The organism is Amycolatopsis sp. lyj-346 (assembly GCF_046548975.1).
GTDB lineage: Bacteria > Actinomycetota > Actinomycetes > Mycobacteriales > Pseudonocardiaceae > Amycolatopsis.
Map to the genome: position 1 here is coordinate 309,229 of NZ_JAJPWT010000005.1, position 16,347 is coordinate 325,575.

22 protein-coding genes are annotated in these 16,347 nt (G+C 70.6%); 7 read left to right on the forward strand and 15 right to left on the reverse strand.

What is annotated here, in order from left to right:
- The first annotated feature begins 43 nt into the window (after window positions 1-43).
- A complete protein-coding gene (locus ACLJQE_RS19135) occupies window positions 44-256 on the forward strand; it encodes an FmdB family zinc ribbon protein (protein ID WP_410640608.1) in 213 nt (70 codons plus the stop codon).
- On the opposite strand, the gene ACLJQE_RS19140 is transcribed toward ACLJQE_RS19135, so the two are convergent.
- Window positions 253-1,371 carry a trans-sulfuration enzyme family protein gene (locus tag ACLJQE_RS19140; protein WP_410640609.1) on the reverse strand — a complete coding sequence of 373 codons (1,119 nt, stop codon included), beginning with the start codon at window positions 1,369-1,371 and terminating at the stop codon, window positions 253-255. The two genes, ACLJQE_RS19135 and ACLJQE_RS19140, sit on opposite strands and share 4 nt — an antisense overlap.
- Window positions 1,372-1,429: 58 nt before the next feature.
- On the opposite strand from ACLJQE_RS19140, the gene ACLJQE_RS19145 reads away from it, so the two are divergent.
- Entirely contained in the window at window positions 1,430-1,906 is a 477-nt protein-coding gene (locus ACLJQE_RS19145) for an Lrp/AsnC family transcriptional regulator (RefSeq protein ID WP_410640610.1), read from the forward strand.
- A 2-nt stretch (window positions 1,907-1,908) separates the two neighbouring features.
- On the opposite strand, the gene ACLJQE_RS19150 is transcribed toward ACLJQE_RS19145, so the two are convergent.
- Window positions 1,909-2,433, reverse strand: coding sequence for an adenylate kinase (locus ACLJQE_RS19150; protein ID WP_410640611.1), 525 nt, complete (start codon window positions 2,431-2,433; stop codon window positions 1,909-1,911).
- Entirely contained in the window at window positions 2,417-2,881 is a 465-nt protein-coding gene (locus ACLJQE_RS19155) for an Lrp/AsnC family transcriptional regulator (protein WP_410640612.1), read from the reverse strand. Before ACLJQE_RS19155 ends, ACLJQE_RS19150 begins: the two co-directional genes overlap by 17 nt.
- A gap of 93 nt (window positions 2,882-2,974) precedes the next feature.
- Here ACLJQE_RS19155 and ACLJQE_RS19160 point away from each other — a divergent pair, with 93 nt between their 5' ends.
- The 4 genes from ACLJQE_RS19160 to ACLJQE_RS19175 all read left to right on the forward strand — a co-directional run bounded on the left by ACLJQE_RS19160 (window position 2,975) and on the right by ACLJQE_RS19175 (window position 5,256).
- The gene (locus tag ACLJQE_RS19160; protein ID WP_410640613.1) at window positions 2,975-3,814 is read left to right on the forward strand and encodes an LLM class flavin-dependent oxidoreductase; all 840 of its coding nucleotides are present in this window, start codon (window positions 2,975-2,977) and stop codon (window positions 3,812-3,814) included.
- Complete coding sequence (locus ACLJQE_RS19165; protein ID WP_410640614.1) at window positions 3,811-4,239, forward strand: nucleoside deaminase; 429 nt, start codon at window positions 3,811-3,813, stop codon at window positions 4,237-4,239. Before ACLJQE_RS19160 ends, ACLJQE_RS19165 begins: the two co-directional genes overlap by 4 nt.
- A gap of 11 nt (window positions 4,240-4,250) precedes the next feature.
- On the forward strand, window positions 4,251-4,646 hold the full coding sequence (gene tsaA, locus ACLJQE_RS19170) for a tRNA (N6-threonylcarbamoyladenosine(37)-N6)-methyltransferase TrmO (protein WP_410640809.1): 396 nt from the start codon (window positions 4,251-4,253) through the stop codon (window positions 4,644-4,646).
- A gap of 103 nt (window positions 4,647-4,749) precedes the next feature.
- Window positions 4,750-5,256: a hypothetical protein gene (locus ACLJQE_RS19175; RefSeq protein WP_410640615.1), complete on the forward strand. Its 507-nt coding sequence runs from the start codon at window positions 4,750-4,752 to the stop codon at window positions 5,254-5,256.
- Here the strand turns inward: ACLJQE_RS19175 and ACLJQE_RS19180 are convergent, their stop codons facing one another.
- The 10 genes from ACLJQE_RS19180 to nucS form a co-directional block, all read right to left on the reverse strand.
- Window positions 5,257-7,026: a 3-hydroxyacyl-CoA dehydrogenase family protein gene (locus tag ACLJQE_RS19180; protein WP_410640616.1), complete on the reverse strand. Its 1,770-nt coding sequence runs from the start codon at window positions 7,024-7,026 to the stop codon at window positions 5,257-5,259.
- A 118-nt stretch (window positions 7,027-7,144) separates the two neighbouring features.
- The gene (gene dhaM / locus ACLJQE_RS19185) at window positions 7,145-7,816 is read right to left on the reverse strand and encodes a dihydroxyacetone kinase phosphoryl donor subunit DhaM (RefSeq protein ID WP_410640617.1); all 672 of its coding nucleotides are present in this window, start codon (window positions 7,814-7,816) and stop codon (window positions 7,145-7,147) included.
- Window positions 7,813-8,442, reverse strand: a complete 630-nt coding sequence (dhaL, locus tag ACLJQE_RS19190) for a dihydroxyacetone kinase subunit DhaL (RefSeq protein WP_410640618.1) — start codon at window positions 8,440-8,442, stop codon at window positions 7,813-7,815. The genes dhaM and dhaL overlap by 4 nt, the downstream gene beginning before the upstream one ends.
- The gene (gene dhaK / locus ACLJQE_RS19195) at window positions 8,442-9,443 is read right to left on the reverse strand and encodes a dihydroxyacetone kinase subunit DhaK (protein WP_410640619.1); all 1,002 of its coding nucleotides are present in this window, start codon (window positions 9,441-9,443) and stop codon (window positions 8,442-8,444) included. The genes dhaL and dhaK overlap by 1 nt, the downstream gene beginning before the upstream one ends.
- Window positions 9,444-9,521: 78 nt before the next feature.
- Window positions 9,522-10,514, reverse strand: coding sequence for a DUF3558 domain-containing protein (locus ACLJQE_RS19200; RefSeq protein WP_410640620.1), 993 nt, complete (start codon window positions 10,512-10,514; stop codon window positions 9,522-9,524).
- A gap of 47 nt (window positions 10,515-10,561) precedes the next feature.
- Complete coding sequence (locus ACLJQE_RS19205) at window positions 10,562-10,846, reverse strand: hypothetical protein (protein WP_410640621.1); 285 nt, start codon at window positions 10,844-10,846, stop codon at window positions 10,562-10,564.
- Window positions 10,847-10,855: 9 nt separating this feature from the next.
- Window positions 10,856-12,553 carry a sodium:solute symporter family protein gene (locus tag ACLJQE_RS19210; protein WP_410640622.1) on the reverse strand — a complete coding sequence of 566 codons (1,698 nt, stop codon included), beginning with the start codon at window positions 12,551-12,553 and terminating at the stop codon, window positions 10,856-10,858.
- Between the two features lie 211 nt (window positions 12,554-12,764).
- Complete coding sequence (locus ACLJQE_RS19215) at window positions 12,765-13,541, reverse strand: hypothetical protein (protein ID WP_410640623.1); 777 nt, start codon at window positions 13,539-13,541, stop codon at window positions 12,765-12,767.
- A gap of 383 nt (window positions 13,542-13,924) precedes the next feature.
- A complete protein-coding gene (locus ACLJQE_RS19220; protein ID WP_410640624.1) occupies window positions 13,925-14,149 on the reverse strand; it encodes a DUF1653 domain-containing protein in 225 nt (74 codons plus the stop codon).
- Window position 14,150: 1 nt separating this feature from the next.
- Window positions 14,151-14,810, reverse strand: coding sequence for an endonuclease NucS (nucS, locus tag ACLJQE_RS19225; protein WP_285985896.1), 660 nt, complete (start codon window positions 14,808-14,810; stop codon window positions 14,151-14,153).
- A gap of 37 nt (window positions 14,811-14,847) precedes the next feature.
- Here nucS and ACLJQE_RS19230 point away from each other — a divergent pair, with 37 nt between their 5' ends.
- On the forward strand, window positions 14,848-15,393 hold the full coding sequence (locus tag ACLJQE_RS19230) for an NUDIX domain-containing protein (protein WP_410640625.1): 546 nt from the start codon (window positions 14,848-14,850) through the stop codon (window positions 15,391-15,393).
- On the opposite strand, the gene ACLJQE_RS19235 is transcribed toward ACLJQE_RS19230, so the two are convergent.
- Window positions 15,329-15,829 (reverse strand): DUF2867 domain-containing protein, encoded by a 501-nt coding sequence (locus ACLJQE_RS19235; RefSeq protein WP_410640626.1) that lies wholly within the window; start codon window positions 15,827-15,829, stop codon window positions 15,329-15,331. The genes ACLJQE_RS19230 and ACLJQE_RS19235 overlap by 65 nt on opposite strands.
- Entirely contained in the window at window positions 15,826-16,326 is a 501-nt protein-coding gene (locus ACLJQE_RS19240; RefSeq protein ID WP_410640627.1) for a TetR/AcrR family transcriptional regulator, read from the reverse strand. The genes ACLJQE_RS19235 and ACLJQE_RS19240 overlap by 4 nt, the downstream gene beginning before the upstream one ends.
- Window positions 16,327-16,347: the final 21 nt, after the last annotated feature.

A 16,347-nucleotide genomic window follows, 5' to 3' on the forward strand; every position in this document is an offset into this window, starting at 1 on the left:
GCCCAGCTTCCCATCTCCGGGCGCCTCCGGCGATAATCGCGGCATGCCGACCTACGCCTACCGCTGCCGCGAGTGCACCGAGACGTTCGAGCTCCTGCGCCCGATGAGCGAATCCGGCGCGCCGGCGACCTGCCCGGAGGGTCACGGCGACACCGTCAAGCTGCTCACCACGGTCGCCCTCACCGGGGCCGCGAGCGGTCCCGCGGCCCCGGCCGGCGGTGGCGGTGGCTGCTGCGGTGGCGGCTGCTGCGGCTAAAGCGTCTTCAGCGCCTGGTCGAGGTCGGCCCACAGGTCCTCGACGTCCTCGAGGCCGACGGACATCCGGATCAGCTGGTCGGACACCCCGGCGCCGCGGCGGTCGCCCTCGTCGACGATCCGGTGGCTGATCGAGCCCGGGTGCTGGATCAGCGTGTCGACGCTGCCCAGGCTGACGGCCGGCGTGATCAGCCGGACCGCCCGGATCAGGGCGTGCGGGTCGCCGTCGACTTCGAACGCCACCAGCGGGCCGCCGATGCGGGGGTAGTGGACGGCGGTCACGGCCGGGTGCTCGCCGAGCCGTGACACCAGGGTCGCCGCGGTCGCGGACGCGGCGCCGACCCGCAGCGGCAGCGTGGAAAGCCCGCGCAGCAACAGATATCCGGCGAGCGGGTGCAGCACGCCGCCGGTGGCGAAGCGGATCTGGCGGAGCCGTGCGGCTTCCCCGGCGTCGCAGGCGACGATCCCGCCCATCACGTCGCCGTGGCCGCCGAGGAACTTCGTCGCGCTGTGCAGCACGATCCGGGCGCCGTGGCGGCCCGGGCGCTGGAGCACCGGCGTCGCGAACGTGTTGTCCACCAGGAGCGGCACCTCTCCGCAAGCCAGAGCCAGCTCGGCGATGTCCACCTCGGCCAGGGTCGGGTTCGCCGGTGTCTCGACGAACACCAGCCCGGTGTCCGGCCGCAGGGCGGCGGCGACGGCGCCGGGCGCGGCCCAGGTGACCTCGGTGCCGAGCAACCCCGACTCGAGCAGGTGGTCGCTGCAGCCGTAGAGCGGGCGCACGGCGACGACGTGCCGTTTCCCCTGCGCCACCGCGGAGAGCAGGCAGGCCGAGACGGCGGCCATGCCGCTGGCGAACGCGACGCCGTGGTCGAAGCCTTCGAGCTCGGCGAGCGCCCGCTCGAACCGTTCGACGGTCGGGTTGCCCACCCGGCCGTAGATCGGTGGCCCGGCCAGTTCGGCGCCGGCGGCGAAGGCGTCGATCCGGGCGGCTTCGGCGGCGCTGTCGCGGGACGGGTAGGTCGTGGACAGGTCGAGCGGAGCGGCGTGCACCCCGAGGTCCGTGAGGTCGTCACGGCCGGCGTGGACGGCTCGCGTGCGCAGCGAGGAGGTCATGCGAGCATGGTCGAGCTTTCCCCGGACCCGGAGCAATACTCTCGGATATCATTCGGCGATGCCCGCTTTCGTCGAACTGAGTCCGGTGGACCTCGAGATTCTGCGCCTGCTGCAGAACGATGCCCGGATCACCAACAAGGACCTGGCCGCCGCCGTCGGCATCGCGCCGTCGACGTGCCTGGACCGCGTCGCCCGACTGCGGGACACCGGCGTGATCACCGGCCAGCACGCCTCGGTCGACGCGGCGAAGCTCGGGCGGCCGCTGGAGGCGTTCCTGTTCGTCCAGGTCCGCCCGCACCGGCGGCCGCTGGTGGACCCGTTCATCGAGCACCTGCTCTCGCTGCCGGAGGTGCGCGCGGTCTACCACCTGACCGGGCCGGACGACTTCCTCGCGCACGTCGCCACCAGCTCCGCCGGGGAGCTGCAGCGGCTGGTGCTCGACGAGCTGACCGCGCGGGACGAGGTCGCCCGCGTCCACACCAACCTCGTCTTCCAGCACTGGAGCGGCGGCCCGCTGCTGCCGCCGGGAACCTGACCTCAGAGCGTCTCGAGCCAGCGGCGGGTCTCGCGCGGGGACGTCAGCCGCACGACGGCCGGGCCGTCCGGGTCCGCGGCCCAGGCCCGGATGCGCTGCCGCTTGCGGGCGAACGAGGTGAAGTGCCAGCGGATGATCGAGTCCGCGGAGAACACCTGGCGCAGCGATTCGACGTTGCCGTTGCAGATCCGCTCGCGGGTCAGGGCGCGCACGGCCGTCCGGCGCAGCAGGCGGCCCAGCGAAAGCCGGCGCGGGTAATCGAGGGCGACGACGAGCTGCGTGCGGGCCAGCGCGATCTCCTTCCACTTGGAGTAGGCGGAGTCGATGACCCAGCGATCGCCGGCGCACACCTCGCCGATCCGGCGGCACTGCTCGTCGTCCGGGACCGGCACCCAGCCCGGCTCCCAGGTGAGGTCGTCCACCGGGTGGTAGGGCAGGCCGGTCCGCTCGGCGATCCGGGCCGCGAGTGTCGACTTGCCGGAGCCGGTCACGCCGTAGACGACGATGCGGTCAGGCCTCGAGGTCACGGGCGGGCTCCCGCGGTCCGCGGTAGGGCAGGGTCTGGCTGTAGACGAGGTTCGTGGTCGTGCTGCCGAACTGGCACAGCTCGTCCACGGTGCGCTCGAGGTGGGCCATGGAGGCGGCGGCGATCTTGAGCGTGTAGCAGTCGTCGCCGGTGGTGCGCAGGCATTCGAGGATCTCGGAGCGCTCGGCGAGCAGCTTGTGCAGCGGCTCGTGCCTGCTTCCGGGGTACTTGAGCCGGACCACGGCGAGCACCGGGTAGCCGACCTTGCCGAGGTCGATCTCCGCGCGGTAGCCGCTGATCACGCCGGCGTTCTCGAGCCGCCGGAGCCGTTCGGTCGCCGCGGAGGCGCTGAGGTTCACCCGGCGGCCGAGCTCGGTGAGCGGCAGCCGGGCGTCGCGCTGGAGCTCGGTCAGGATGGCCCAGTCCGTCGGGTCGAGACTCTCGGTCATCCCTCGAAGATACCGTGGGATCCACGGCCGAACGGGTCCAACGCCGTGAGCAATCCCTTCCGGTCCGGGCTTGCCCGCCGATAGCCTTTTGCGGTGAAGATCGGCGTGAACGTCCCCAATTTCGGGCCCGGCACGGACCCGGGCGTCCTGCGCGCGTGGGCGCAGACGGTGGAAGGGCTCGGCTACGACCTGCTGATGGTGTCCGACCACATCGCCATCACACCGGACGTCGCCGGGCAGTACCCGGCGCCGTTCTACGAGCCGTTCACGACGTTGTCGTGGCTGGCCGGGGTGACGCAGCGCGTGCGGCTGGGCACCACGGTGCTGGTGGTGCCGTACCGGCACCCGTTGCTGGTCGCGCGGATGGCGGCGAACCTCCACGACCTCAGCGGCGGCCGGCTCGTGATCGGTGCCGGTATCGGCTGGGCGAAACAGGAGTTCGCGGCGCTGGGCGTGCCGTTCGAACAGCGGGGCAAGCTCACCGGCGAGTACCTGCGGACGATCCGTGCGGCGTGGGCCGATCGCGACGACTACCGCGTGGAGCCGATCCCGCTCTGGCTCGGCGGGCACAGCGACGCCGGATTGCGCCGGGCGGTCGAACTCGGCGACGCGTGGCACCCGCTGCGGATGACGCCGGCCGGGTTCCGGGAAACGCTGGGGCGCCTGGAAAAGCTGGCCGGCGACCGGCCGGTGCCCGCCTTCGCGCCGCGGATCCTGCTGCGGGTGACGGCGGCGCCGGTGACCGGGCCGGACCGGCGGACCGGAGAAGGCACGCTCGAGCAGGTGCTCGACGATCTCGCGCAGTTGCGGGCGCTGGGGGCGGACACCGTCGTGCTCGACCCGTTCGACGAGGACCCGGCCGAAACGCTGCGCCCGGAAGTGGCGTGGCGAGACCTCGCGGCGGTGGCCGCGTCCTGGAAGGAGAACCGGTGAAGGACACCGAAGAAACCCTGCTGCGACGGGCGATCGAGCTCGCCCGCGAAGCGCGCGAGGAACACGGCAACCCGCCGTTCGGCTCCCTGCTGGCCGACGCCGACGGGAAGATCCTGGCCGAGGACTGCAACACCTCGCTGACCGACAACGACATCACGGCCCACCCGGAACTGAAGCTCGCCCGCTGGGCCGCGCAGAACCTGGACCCGGAAACCGCGGCGGCCACGACGATGTTCACCAGCACGCAGCCGTGCGGGATGTGCACCGGCGCGATCGAGCGGTCCGGGCTCGGCCGCGTCGTCTACGCGCTGTCGACGGAGCAGTTCCTCACGCTGCGCCCGCCGCTCACGTGGGGCAAGCACAAGCTGGAGGGCCCGGCCCTGTTCGACGAGGCCCGCGTGCCGGTCGAGGGCTATTACCGGTGACGGACTACCGGGTGCGTCCGGTGGCGCGCATCGAGTCGCCGCTGACGGACCGTTCGACGGCCCCGAAGCAGGGCGACGAGGGCGCGCCACCGTCCCGGGTGGTGTTCTCCCCCGAGTTCCTCCCGGCGGCGGCCGACCTCCGGCCGGGCGACCGCCTGGTTCTCCTGACCTGGCTGCACGAAGCGGACCGGGACGTCCAGGCGGTCCACCCCCGCGGCGACCGCGACCGCCCGAGCACCGGCGTGTTCTCGACGCGCTCACCGGACCGCCCGAACCCGATCGGCCTCCACCCGGTCACCGTGACGGCGGCCGACGGCGGCACGCTCACGGTCACGGGGCTGGAAGCCATCGACGGCACCCCGGTGCTCGACGTGAAGCCGGTCCTCGGCGAGGTGGGCGGGCGCTGAACCGGACGAGCACGATCCGGGCACCGGCGTAACGGCCACCGCCGCCCAGGCGACCTCCTCCGTGCGATCGGAGCAATACCGAGCGCCGAACGGAGGAGCCGCGATGACCAATGCGTTCGAGCCCGCTCTGCCGGACCCGTGGACGGCGCCGCAGACCCTGCCGCCGGTGCGCACCAGGACCAACCTTTGGCACCTGTTCTTCGCGGGTGTGGCGGGCGCGGCTTTGGTGGGTTCCCTGTGGGTGGGCCTGGACCTGGCCCGCTCGGGCTCGCCGGGCGGCAGCTCCGGGGAGGCCTTCGACCTCCGTGGCACGTTCACGCTGTACAGCAGCAGGTACGGCTACAGCGCGTGCGGCGGCTCCGGCGGCTACTCGGACATCACCACGGGGGCGGCAGTCACCGTGTACAACGCGGCAGGAACCGTGCTCTCGCAGGGCGCACTCGGCACCGGACGGCCGGACGGTGCCGGCACCTGCGTGTTCTCCCTCGCCGCGCCGAATGTGCCGTCGGGCGAGAAGTTCTACCTCGTCGAGGTGTCCCACCGGGGCCGGATCATGGTGCAGCCCGAGGACGCCCGGCACGGGAAGGTCGCGCTGAGCCTGGGAAGCTGATCAGTAGTCCTTGAAGCCCTTTCCGGTCTTCCGGCCCAGCCGGCCGGCCGTCACGAGGTGTTCCAGCAGTGGTGCCGGGGCAAAGCCCTCCTCGCGGAACTCGTTGTACAGCGTCCGCTGGATGGCCAGGGAGACGTCGAGGCCGACGACGTCCAAGAGTTCGAACGGGCCCATCGGCAGGCCGCAGCCGACCTTCATGGCCGTGTCGATGTCGTCCGCGCCCGCGTAGTGCGCCTCCAGCATCTTCACCGCGTCGTTGAGGTACGGGAACAGCAACGCGTTGACGATGAAGCCCGCGCGGTCGCCGCAGTGCACCGCGTGCTTGCCCACCGCGGTGCAGACCGCGCTCGCCGTCGCCACCACGTCCGGGGCGGTCGCGATCGTCGACACGACCTCGACCAGCTTCATCACCGGGGCCGGGTTGAAGAAGTGCAGGCCGACCACGTCGGACGGCCGGGACGTCGAGGCCGCGCACTCGATCACCGGCAACGATGACGTCGTCGTCGCCAGGACCGCGCCCGGGCGGACGACTTCGTCCAGCGCCGCGAACACCGCCTGCTTCACCGACAGTTCCTCGGCCACCGCCTCGACGACCAGGTCGACGTCGGCCAGTGCCTCGAAGTCGGTGACCGGGGTGATCCGGGCCAAGGCCAGCGCAGCGTCCTCTTCGGACAGTTTCCCCTTGACCACGGCCTTGTCGAGCGACTTCTTCACCTTCGCCACGGATGCCTGGGCCTTCTCCAGGCTCCGGGCGCGCAGCACGACGTCGAGACCGCGCTTGGCGAACACCTCCGCGATGCCGGTGGCCATCGTCCCCGTCCCGACCACCCCGACCCGCGCCACCGGCCGCGGCGGCACGGAGTCCACAGTGGACGTCCCGGTGGTGTCCGGGACCACGTTGGGCGAGTCCGGGGCGTCGTAGGTGTAGAAGCCCCGGCCGGTCTTGCGGCCCAGCAGGCCCGCCGTGATCATCTGCTTGAGCAGCGGCGCCGGTGCGTGCAGGCGGTTGCGGGACTGGTGGTACATCGTGTCGAGGATTTCGTTCGCGGTGTCCAGCCCGATCAGGTCGAGCAGCGCGAGCGGGCCCATCGGGTAGCCGCAGCCGAAGCGCATCGCGGCGTCGAGGTCCTCGCGCGTGGCGTACCGCTGCTCGTACATCCGCACCGCGTGGTTGAGGTAGCCGAACAGCAGCGCGTTGGCGATGAACCCGGCCCGGTCGCCGATCACCACCGGCACCTTGCCGAGCCGCTCGGCGAACCCGACCACCTCGGCGACCACGTCCGGCTCGGTCATCACCGTCTTGACGATCTCGACGAGCTTCTGCACCGGCGCCGGGTTGAAGAAGTGCATGCCGACGACCTTGCCGGGACGCGCGGTGTGCACGCCGATCTCGGTGATCGACAACGACGACGTGTTGGACGCGAAGACCACTTCCGGCCGGGTGATCTTGTCCAGCTCGGTGAAGACGTCGGCCTTCAGCTCGAGGCTCTCCGGGATCGCCTCGATCACCAGGTCCACTTCGGACAGCTCCGACAGCGACGTGCCGTAGCTGATCCGGCCCAGCAGCGCCGCGCGCCCCGGCGCATCCAGCTTGCCGCCGGAAAGTGCCCGTTCGGTGGAGTGCTCGAGGTGCCCGCGGCCGCGGGCGACGCCCGCTTCGTCGAGCTCGACCGTGACGACGTCGAGCCCGCTGCGCGCGAGCACTTCGGCGATTCCGGCCCCCATGGTGCCCAGGCCGACCACGCCGACCGTCGAAATGTCCCGCACCATCGAGGCCTCCAGAGATGTTACTCGCTGGTAATTGGCCCCGATACTGCCACGGGCACCACCGGAAGCCCAGACGGAATCGAGTCAGTACCGCGCAAGTCACCCGGTCGCGACACCGGCTTCACTCGCCGAAATTGCCGTCCACCAGCTCCTTGGCCTTGTCCAGTGCGGCGGAAGCCTGCGGGCCGCGCGCCCGGACGCGGATCCGGTCACCCTGGCGTGCGCCGAGCGACATCAGGGCCAGGACGCTGTGGCCGTCGGCCTCCTGGTCGCCCAGCCGCACGGTCACCTCGGCGTCGAACTTGCTGAGCGTGCGCACCAGCACCGCGGCGGGCCGGGCGTGCAGCCCGACCTCGTTGTGCAGCTCCAGTTCGATTTCGGCGGCGTCGTCCGGGGCCTCGGCGAGGGCCAGGTCCTCGGGGACGCCGGCCGCCGCGGCGGCTTCGGCCACCGCCTTGCGGTCCTGCCCGGCCTGCGCGGCGACCGCCGCCGCGATCGCGCCCTCGACCAGCGGGCCGTCCGCGACGATCGCGGCCGAGGGGTCGGCCAGCGACTCGACGGCGAGCTCGGCCGTCATCTGGGCGCTGCCCAGGTCGTAGAGCAGCACGACGCCGTCGCCGGAATCGGCGCGCTGGGTGGCGGCGACGACCTCGTCGTAGTCCGTGCCGATCGAGCCGTCGGAGAGGCCGCCGGCGGGCAGGATGGTGACGTCGGGCGCCATCTGGGCAGCGAGCTCGGCCAGGCCTTCGGCGAGCTTCGCACTGTGCGACACGAGCACGATTCCCACGCTCACCGGGCGGCCTCCGCAAACGCCCGCAGCAGCAGCGCCGACGAGCGGGCGCCGGGATCCAGGTGCCCCACCGCACGCTCGCCGAGGTAGGACGCCCGGCCCTTCCGCGGCACCAGGTCCACTGTGGACTCCGCGCCGGTGTCGGCCGCGTCGGCGGCCGCGGTGAGCACCGCGGCGACGTCCCCGCCGTCGCCTGCCACCTTCTCCGCGGCCGCCACCGCGGGGATCAGGGCGTCGACCATGGTCGCGTCGCCGCCGACGGCCTTGCCGCGGGCCTGGACGCCTTCGAGGCCGGCGCGCAGCGCGTCCAGCAGCGCCGGGACGTCCAGGTCCGTGGCCGGGCCCAGCTTGGCCGAGGCACGCAGGAAAGCCGTGCCGTACAACGGGCCCGCGGCGCCGCCGACCTTGGAGATCAACGTCGTCGCGACGAGCTTCAGCACTCCGCCGGGGGTGTCCGGAACAGTGGAGTCGAGCGCCGCGACGACGGCCGCGAAGCCGCGGTTCAGGTTCTCGCCGTGGTCGCCGTCGCCGATCGCGCGGTCGAGGTCGATCAGTTCCGCGCGGTGCTCGGCGACCACCGCCGCGGCGGCACGCACCGCCGCCGCGACCCCCTCGGCCGTGCAGGCCATCAGAGCCCCCACCGCAGGGCCGCGGTGTCGACCGGGGCGTCCCACAGCTCGGTCAGCTCGTCGTCCAGTTTGAGCAACGTCAGACTCATCCCCTGCATCTCGAGGCTGGTGATGTACGGGCCGACCAGCCGGCGCTCGACCACGATCCCACGGTCGGCCAGCAGCCGCTCGGCGATGCCGTGGGCGAGGTAGAGCTCGACGAGCGGGGTGCCGCCCATCGAGTTGGTGAACAGCAGCACGCGGTCACCCGACGCGAACGGCAGGTCCGAAACGACCGCTTCGACCATCCGCGCCACCAGCGCGTCGGCCGGCTCGGCCGGGATCCGTTCGCGGCCGGGCTCGCCGTGGATGCCGATGCCGAACTCGACCTCGTTCTCTTCGAGGTCGAAGCTGGGGGTGCCGGCGTGCGGCACGGTCGGCGCGGTCAGCGCGACGCCGATCGACCGGACTTGGCCGATCACCTTCTGCGCCAGCGCGGTGACGGCGTCGAGCGAGTCGCCGCGCTCGGCGGCGGCGCCGGTGATCTTCTCCAGCAGCACCGTGCCGCCGACTCCGCGGCGGCCCGCGGTGTACGTCGAGTCCTTGACCGCGACGTCGTCGTCGATCACGACGCTGCGCACCTCGAGGCCTTCGGCGGCGGCCAGCTCGGCGGCCGTCTCGAAGTTCAGCACGTCGCCGGTGTAGTTCTTCACGATGAGCAGCGCGCCCGCTTCGCCGGTGGTGGCGGTGACGGCGGCCTGCACGGCGTCCGGCGTGGGCGAGGTGAACACCGCGCCGGGGACCGCGGCGGCGAGCATGCCGTGGCCGACGAAGCCGCCGTGCAGCGGCTCGTGCCCGGATCCGCCGCCGGAGATGACGGCGACCTTGCCCGCGACCGGGGCGCCGGCTCTGATCACGACGTCCGGGTCGTACTGGACGCGGAGGATGCCGGCGTGCGCGGCGGCGAGGCCCCGCAGCGACTCGGCGACCACGTTCGCCGGATCGTTGATGATCTTCTTCACGGCTGCCTCCGGCGCATCGGCGGGTGGGTCGCCCCCTTCCTACCTCTCCGCGCGGCCCGCCGCCAGGTCAGGGCCGGATCAGGGTTTGGGGAGCTTGGTGACCACGTTCTTCGCGACGGCCACCGCCTTGCCGCACGGGTCGCTGTCGTTGTCGGCATAGCCCTGGTAGTCCACCTGGGCCAGTTCGACGTCGTCGCCCTGCCACGGCCGGTGCTGCCACGCGACCTTGCACCGGGCCGAACCCCCGGTCGCCTGCTTCTGGAAGCCGGTCACGCCGTTGCCGAGGTCCACCTTGGAGTAACCGTCGCCGACGAGCGGGGGCAGGCCCGGCCGGAACCCGACCGTCACCGCCGGGCCCCGGTCCTTCCACTCGCACGAGTGCAGGCCCGAGGGCGCGGGCTTCGCCGACGGCACGACCGCGGTCACCGCCGCGGTGTCGGCCATCGCGCACGGATCGGCGGTCAGCACGGTGCCCGCGGGCGTCGAATACTTCTCCGGCGAGCTGTGCAGCTTCTGGACGACGGCCTCGGCGAACGCCTGGCCGGGACGGCAGGGATCACCGGCGTAGGTGACCGCCACCGCGAGGCCCGCATCCGGGTTCAGCGCCGTCATCACCGCGACGGTGCAGTCGGTGTCGCCGGTCTTGTTCACGCGCAGCGGCAGCCCGCCGGCCACCCCGGTCGTCTTGTCGGCGCGCGGCACCACCGTGCTGCCGATCTCGAGCTGGAGCCGGATCTCCTTGCCGCCGGGGTCCTTCACCTTGTTGCTGCAGATGTCGAAGGCGATGGACGACGGCGTCGGGTCGTCCTCGACCGTACCGAGGCCCAGTGCACCGAGGGCGTCCTTGGCCAGGAACTGGCACGGCTGGATCGTGCGGAGCACGCCGGCCGCCACGGCGGCGTCGGTGATCGGGCCGTCGGCGAGCTGGCCGGAGCCGGCCGCCGCGGGCACCGTCGTCCGGGCGAAGTTGGACTTGCCGAGATCCTGACCGCAGGCCGTCAGCGGCAGCGCGAGCGCGGTGACCAGCAGGAACAACTTCGGGAGACGGCGGTGCCGAACGTCTGGGAACACGCGATGCACGGTAGCCGCACCCGCACGTCGCTGTCCGGACAACCCGGCTATTCGCCCGCCGCCGCCGGTGTGTCGCCGGTCTCGGGCTCGGCCGGCACGACGAGCGGGCGGACCACGGCCCAGAGGATGAACAGCGCGGCGACCACCAGCATGCCGATCCCGGCCCACAGGTTGATGTTGACGCCGGCGGCCTTCGCGATGTCCTCGTCGGTGGTGAAGCCGATGCCCATGACGGTGAGGATGATGCCGTAGACGCCGATCAGCAGGGCGATGATCAGCCGGATGTCGAAGGCGCCTGCCTTGTGTGCGCGCGGCTGCGACTCGGTAGCCATTCCGACCTCCTAGAAGATGACGTTCAGGGCGATGGTCAGGACGAGCACGATGCCCGCGAGCAGGCCCGGCTTGCGGTACCAGCCCGCGTTCTCGCCGGTGTTGTCGTGCTTCAGCGACTCCCGCGGGGTCAGCGAGTAGACGAGCCCGACCAGTTCCTCGTCCGGCTTCGGCTTGGTCACCAGTGACACCACGACGCTCGCGACGATGTCGACGACGAACGCGGTCCCGGCGGCGACGAAACTGATGCCCTGCCCGGTGAGGCCGAGCACCCCGGCCTGCGAGAGACCCCAGACGGTGATGGCGGAGCCGGTGCCGAGCACCAGGCCCACCCAGCCGGCGTGCGGGGTCATCCGCTTCCAGAACATGCCCAGGATGAACGTCGCGAACAGCGGCGCGTTGAAGAAGGAGAACAGGTCCTGCAGGTAGTTCAGGATGTTGCCGGAGTTCGACGCGATGAAGGCGGTGCCGATCGCGAGGATCGTGCCGCCCGACGTCACGATGCGGCCCAGGTTGAGGTAGTAGTGGTCCGGCTTGTCCTTCTTCACGTACGTCTGCCAGATGTCGTACGTGAAGACCGTGTTGAACGAGCTCAGGTTCGCCGCCATGCCGGCCATGAAGGAGGCCAGCAGACCGGCGATGGCGATGCCGAGCATGCCGTTCGGCAGCAGGTCGCGCATCAGCAGCAGGAGCGCGTTGTTGAAGGTGACGCCGCTTTCTGCCGTGCCGCCTTCGAGCAGCACCTGCTTTTCCCTGACGTACTCGGACACGGTGACCGCGGCGATCATGCCGGGGATGATCACGATGAACGGGACCAGCATCTTCGGGAACGCGCCGATGATCGGGGTGCGCCGCGCGGCCGACATGCTCTTCGACGCCATCGCGCGCTGGACCTCGACGAAGTTCGTCGTCCAGTAGCCGAAGGAGAGCACGAAGCCGAGGCCGAAGACGATGCCCAGCACCGAAAGCAGGCTGTTGCCGAAGCCGGTCAGGTTGTCACCGGGCCACGAGTGCAGCTGCGCGGACCCGCCGGGGCTGTTGGTCACCTTGTCGACCAGTCCCTGCCAGCCGCCCACCTTGACCAGGCCGATGATCGTCAGCGGCACCAGCGCGATGACGATGACGAAGAACTGCAGGACCTCGTTGTAGATCGCGGCGGACAGGCCGCCGAGCGCGGTGTAGGAGAGCACGATCGCGGCGGCGACGATGATCGACACCCACAGCGGCCAGCCCAGCAGCAGGTTCACCACGCTGGCGAGCAGGAAGAGGTTCGCGCCCGCGATGAGGATCTGGGCCGCGGCGAAGCTGACGCCGTTGACCAGGTGGGCCGGCTTGCCGAAGCGCCGCCGCATGAACTCCGGGACGCTGCGGACCTTGGAGCCGTAGTAGAAGGGCATCATCACGATGCCGAGGAACAGCATCGCCGGGATGGCGCCGATCCAGAAGTAGTGCACGGTCGGCAGGCCGTACTGGGCGCCGTTGGCCGACATGCCCATCACCTCGACCGCGCCGAGGTTCGCCGAGATGAAGGCCAGACCGGTGACCCAGGCGGGCAGCGACCGGCCGGACAGGAAGAAGTCGAGGCTGCTCGACACCTGCCGCCGCGCCAGGTACCCGATGCCGAGCACGAGGACGAAGTAGAACGCCAACTCGATGTAGTCGATCGCGCTCGCGTCGAGACGCAGGTTCGCATCGGCCAAGACGAGCACCCGACCCACCTCCGGCAGTTCCTCTTCAAACAGGCCAAGTCAAACTGGACAAGATTCGACAGGAAGCACCAGCATCCCGTCGGATCCGGACAGTACTGCATGGATTCAGGGTCGGCACGCCGACGCGTCCAAGATGGTCAGAGGGCGCGTTCCCCCGGCCTTGACCAGGGAGAACGCGCCCTCGTTCCACGCGCCGCGGGAGCGGCCGGGATCAGCGGTCGGTCGGTACGGCGATCTCGCCCTCCTCGTCGATCAGGTGGGCCAGCACCTCGTCGGGCAGGTAGGTCCGGTGCGGGTAGCCCGGCCCCCACGAGTTGAGGATCGGCACGGCGCCGAGCTCGTCGGCACGCGGGTTGGCGAGCACCGAGTGCACGTCGTCGACCGACTTGGCCCAGCGGAACGCTTTGATGCCCTGCTTGGCCTCGGCGGTGTACTTCTCGCGGGTGCGCCAGTCGTCGTCGGCGTAGGACTCGTCCCACAGGACGTGCCCGGTGTCCTTGAGCACTTCGGCCGCGGCACGGACCGACGTGCCGTTCTCGTCACCGGGGTTGGTTTCGGGCCACTCGTCGCGCTTCTTGGCCGAGTCCCAGAGCCAGCGGGCCGCGTACTCGCTGCCGTTGAAGATCGACATGCACCGCGACCAGCCGAAGCCGACGCAGGCGCCTTCTTGGCCCTGGTCGTAGAACGCGTACCAGGCGTCGGTGTCCGGGGTGCCGCCCGGCTCGAGGCAGACGCAGTGGCCGCCGCGGATCCGGCCGAGCTTCTTGACGCCGCCCTTCGCGATGAAGAACTCGCCGGACGTCTCGTCCTGTTCCGGCTGGTCGAACGCCGAGTACCAGTTGACACCGATCACGACCGGCGCGCGGGTGGGCCGGTCTTCGTCGGCGAGCGCGCCGAGCGGATACCTTTCCACGTGCCGCCAGTCGTCCGGAATGAACCGGCCCAGACGTGGGTCGGCCGGATCGGAACCGAGTGGGCGATAACGCATGACTTCCTCCTCCGTGCAGGCGAAAATGGGTGCACGCCGGCCGGATGACATGCGCACCCTGAGCTCGAAGGCGGACTGAAACGTTGGCACGACGAAAAAGACGGCCGAGCGTACCACCCTCCGGCCACGCCGGACGTACCGGCGGAACCCCTCGAATCGAGTGTCGCACGGCAACGGAGAATAAGACCACGAACTCACCCGAACAGCGCACAAAAGGCGTTGAAAAAGTTTCTTCTCACTGTGCGGACGACTATCGGGTTAACGATTTCCTGGCGGAGTAACAATCTGCGAATCAGATACGTCGTTTTCAGCATCGATTCGGTATCGGCACCGAGAGCCGCCCCTTCGGGCAGCCTGAGGGTCAATTTTTCAACGCCGGGGGTTCAGCCGGCCACGCGCCGGAACCGCGGGACCCGGCCGGCGGGTGTCTCGACGGTCTCAGTGAACATCGAGACCGGGCGCACCCACAACCCCCGCTCGCCGTAGAGCGCCCGGTACACCACGAGTTCCTCTTCGGTCTCGCTGTGCCGGGCCACCCCGAGCACCTCGTACTCGCCGCCCTTGTGGTGGACGTACCGGCCGGGCTCCACGGCGGACTCGTCGGACACGTCAGAACAGCCGGAACTCGTCGGACTCGATGCCGCGGAGTTCGTCGTAGTCGAGGGTGAGGCAGCGGATGCCGCGGTCCTCGGCCAGCGTGCGGGCCTGTGGCTTGATGATCTGGGCCGCGAACACGCCCTGCACGGGCGCCAGGAGCGGGTCGCGGTTGAGCAGCTCCAGGTAGCGCGTGAGCTGCTCGACGCCGTCGATTTCGCCGCGGCGCTTGATCTCGACCGCCACCGAACGGCCGTCGGCGTCGCGGGCCATGATGTCGACCGGGCCGATCGCCGTGGGGAATTCGCGGCGGACCAGCGTGTAACCGTCGCCGAGGGTCTTGATGTGCTCGGCCAGGAGTTCCTGCAGGTGCGCTTCCACACCGTCCTTCTGCAGGCCCGGTTCGGCGCCCAGCGCCTGCGAGTAGTCGTGGAAGACCTCTTCGATCGAGATCACCAGCTTCTCGCCCTGCTTGTTTTCCACGATCCAGAGCTTGCCGTCCTCGATCAGCCAGCACGGCGGGCTCATCCAGTTCAACGGCTTGTACGCACGGTCGTCGGAATGCACCGACACCGAGCCGTCGGACTTGACGAGCAGCAGGCGGGTGGCCATCGGCAGGTGGGCGGTGAGCCGGCCGGCGTAGTCGACCTGGCACCGCGCGATCACGAGACGCACCCGAGGAGGGTAGGACAGGGTCGGTGATACTGGGCGCGTGGACCCCATTCAGCGTGTCGCGTCCCGTGAGGTGTACCGGAACAACTGGATGACGGTGCGGGAGGACGAGATCCGCCGCTCCGACGGCTCGCCGGGCATCTACGGCGTGATCGACAAGCCGTCGTACGCGCTGGTCATCGCCCGGGACGGCGACCGGTTCCGGCTGGTCGAGCAGTACCGGTACCCGCTCGGCGAGCGGCGCTGGGAGTTCCCGCAGGGCACCGCGCCGGACCTGGCGGACGTGCCGCCGGGCGAGCTCGCCGTGCGGGAGCTGCGCGAGGAGACCGGGCTGCGGGCCGGCTCGATGGTCGCGCTCGGCAAGCTCGACGTCGCCGCCGGCATGAGCAGCCAGCGCGGCTGGGTGTTCCTCGCCACGGACATCACCGAGGGCGAGCCGGAGCGCGAGCACGAGGAACAGGACATGCGCAGCGCGTGGTTCGCGCGGGCGGACGTCGAAAAGATGATCCTCACCGGCGAGATCACCGACGCGCAGTCGATCGCCGCGTGGGCCCAGCTCCTGCTGTACGAGCGGCACCAGCTTTGAGCATCCCGCGCACCACCAGGTGGTGGAACGGTTTGATCAGCGCGAAGTAGACCGGGCCGACGCGGTTGTGGAAGTGCACGATCGTGCCGAGCCGGAAGCCGCGAGGCAGTGTTTCGACCGTCAGGTACCCGGTCAGGTGGCTGTCGTCCACGCCGGCCACCAGGTACCGCTCCGGGTCGCCGGACCGGACGGTGAAGAACGCGACCCGGTCACCGGGCGCGAAGCCGATGTCCTCGGGCTGGAGCCGTCCGGTCCGCGGCACGGACGCGGTGTCCAGCCGCAACGCCTTGGCGAGCACGTACCGGACGCCAAACAGGGCCTTCACCCAGACCGGCGACCAGCCGAAGACGCCCGCGACGAACTCGCGCAGGCTGTTCTCGGTCTCGATCTCCTTGAACTCGACGTAGTCGGCGCCGTCGAGGTAGGGCTCGGTCATCTTCTTCTCCCCAGTACGAGTTCCAACGCGCTCTTGAGCTGCTTGCCGGGCAGCGGCGGCAGGACCTGGCCGGCCCCGACGACCACCAGGTACAGCGCCTGGGCGAGGTCGGGGTCGCCGCAGATCTCGGTCAGGTAGTCCACCCGGGTGCGGTCGATGCGCTCCTGGACCGCGCGCGCCTCGGCGTCCTGCAGGGCCCAGGCCCGGACGGCGATCTCGAGTTCGAGGCCGGGCCCCGGCGCGAGGACGAGGTCCATGAGCGTGCGCAGGCGGTCGCCTTCGGCCTGCTCGGCCTGTTCCACGAACCGCGTGGTGCGTTCGGCCTCGAAGTGCTCCAGCAGCGCGGTGCGATAGCCGGTCACGCCCTTGAAGTGGTGGTAGAACGAGCCCTTCGACAACCCGAGGCGTTCGGTGAGCCGCTCGATGGTCACCGACGGCACCCCGTGTTCGGCCAGCAGCACCAGCCCCGCGTCCAGCCAGTCCCGCTTGCTCGCCATGGCCATACCATACCGTATGGT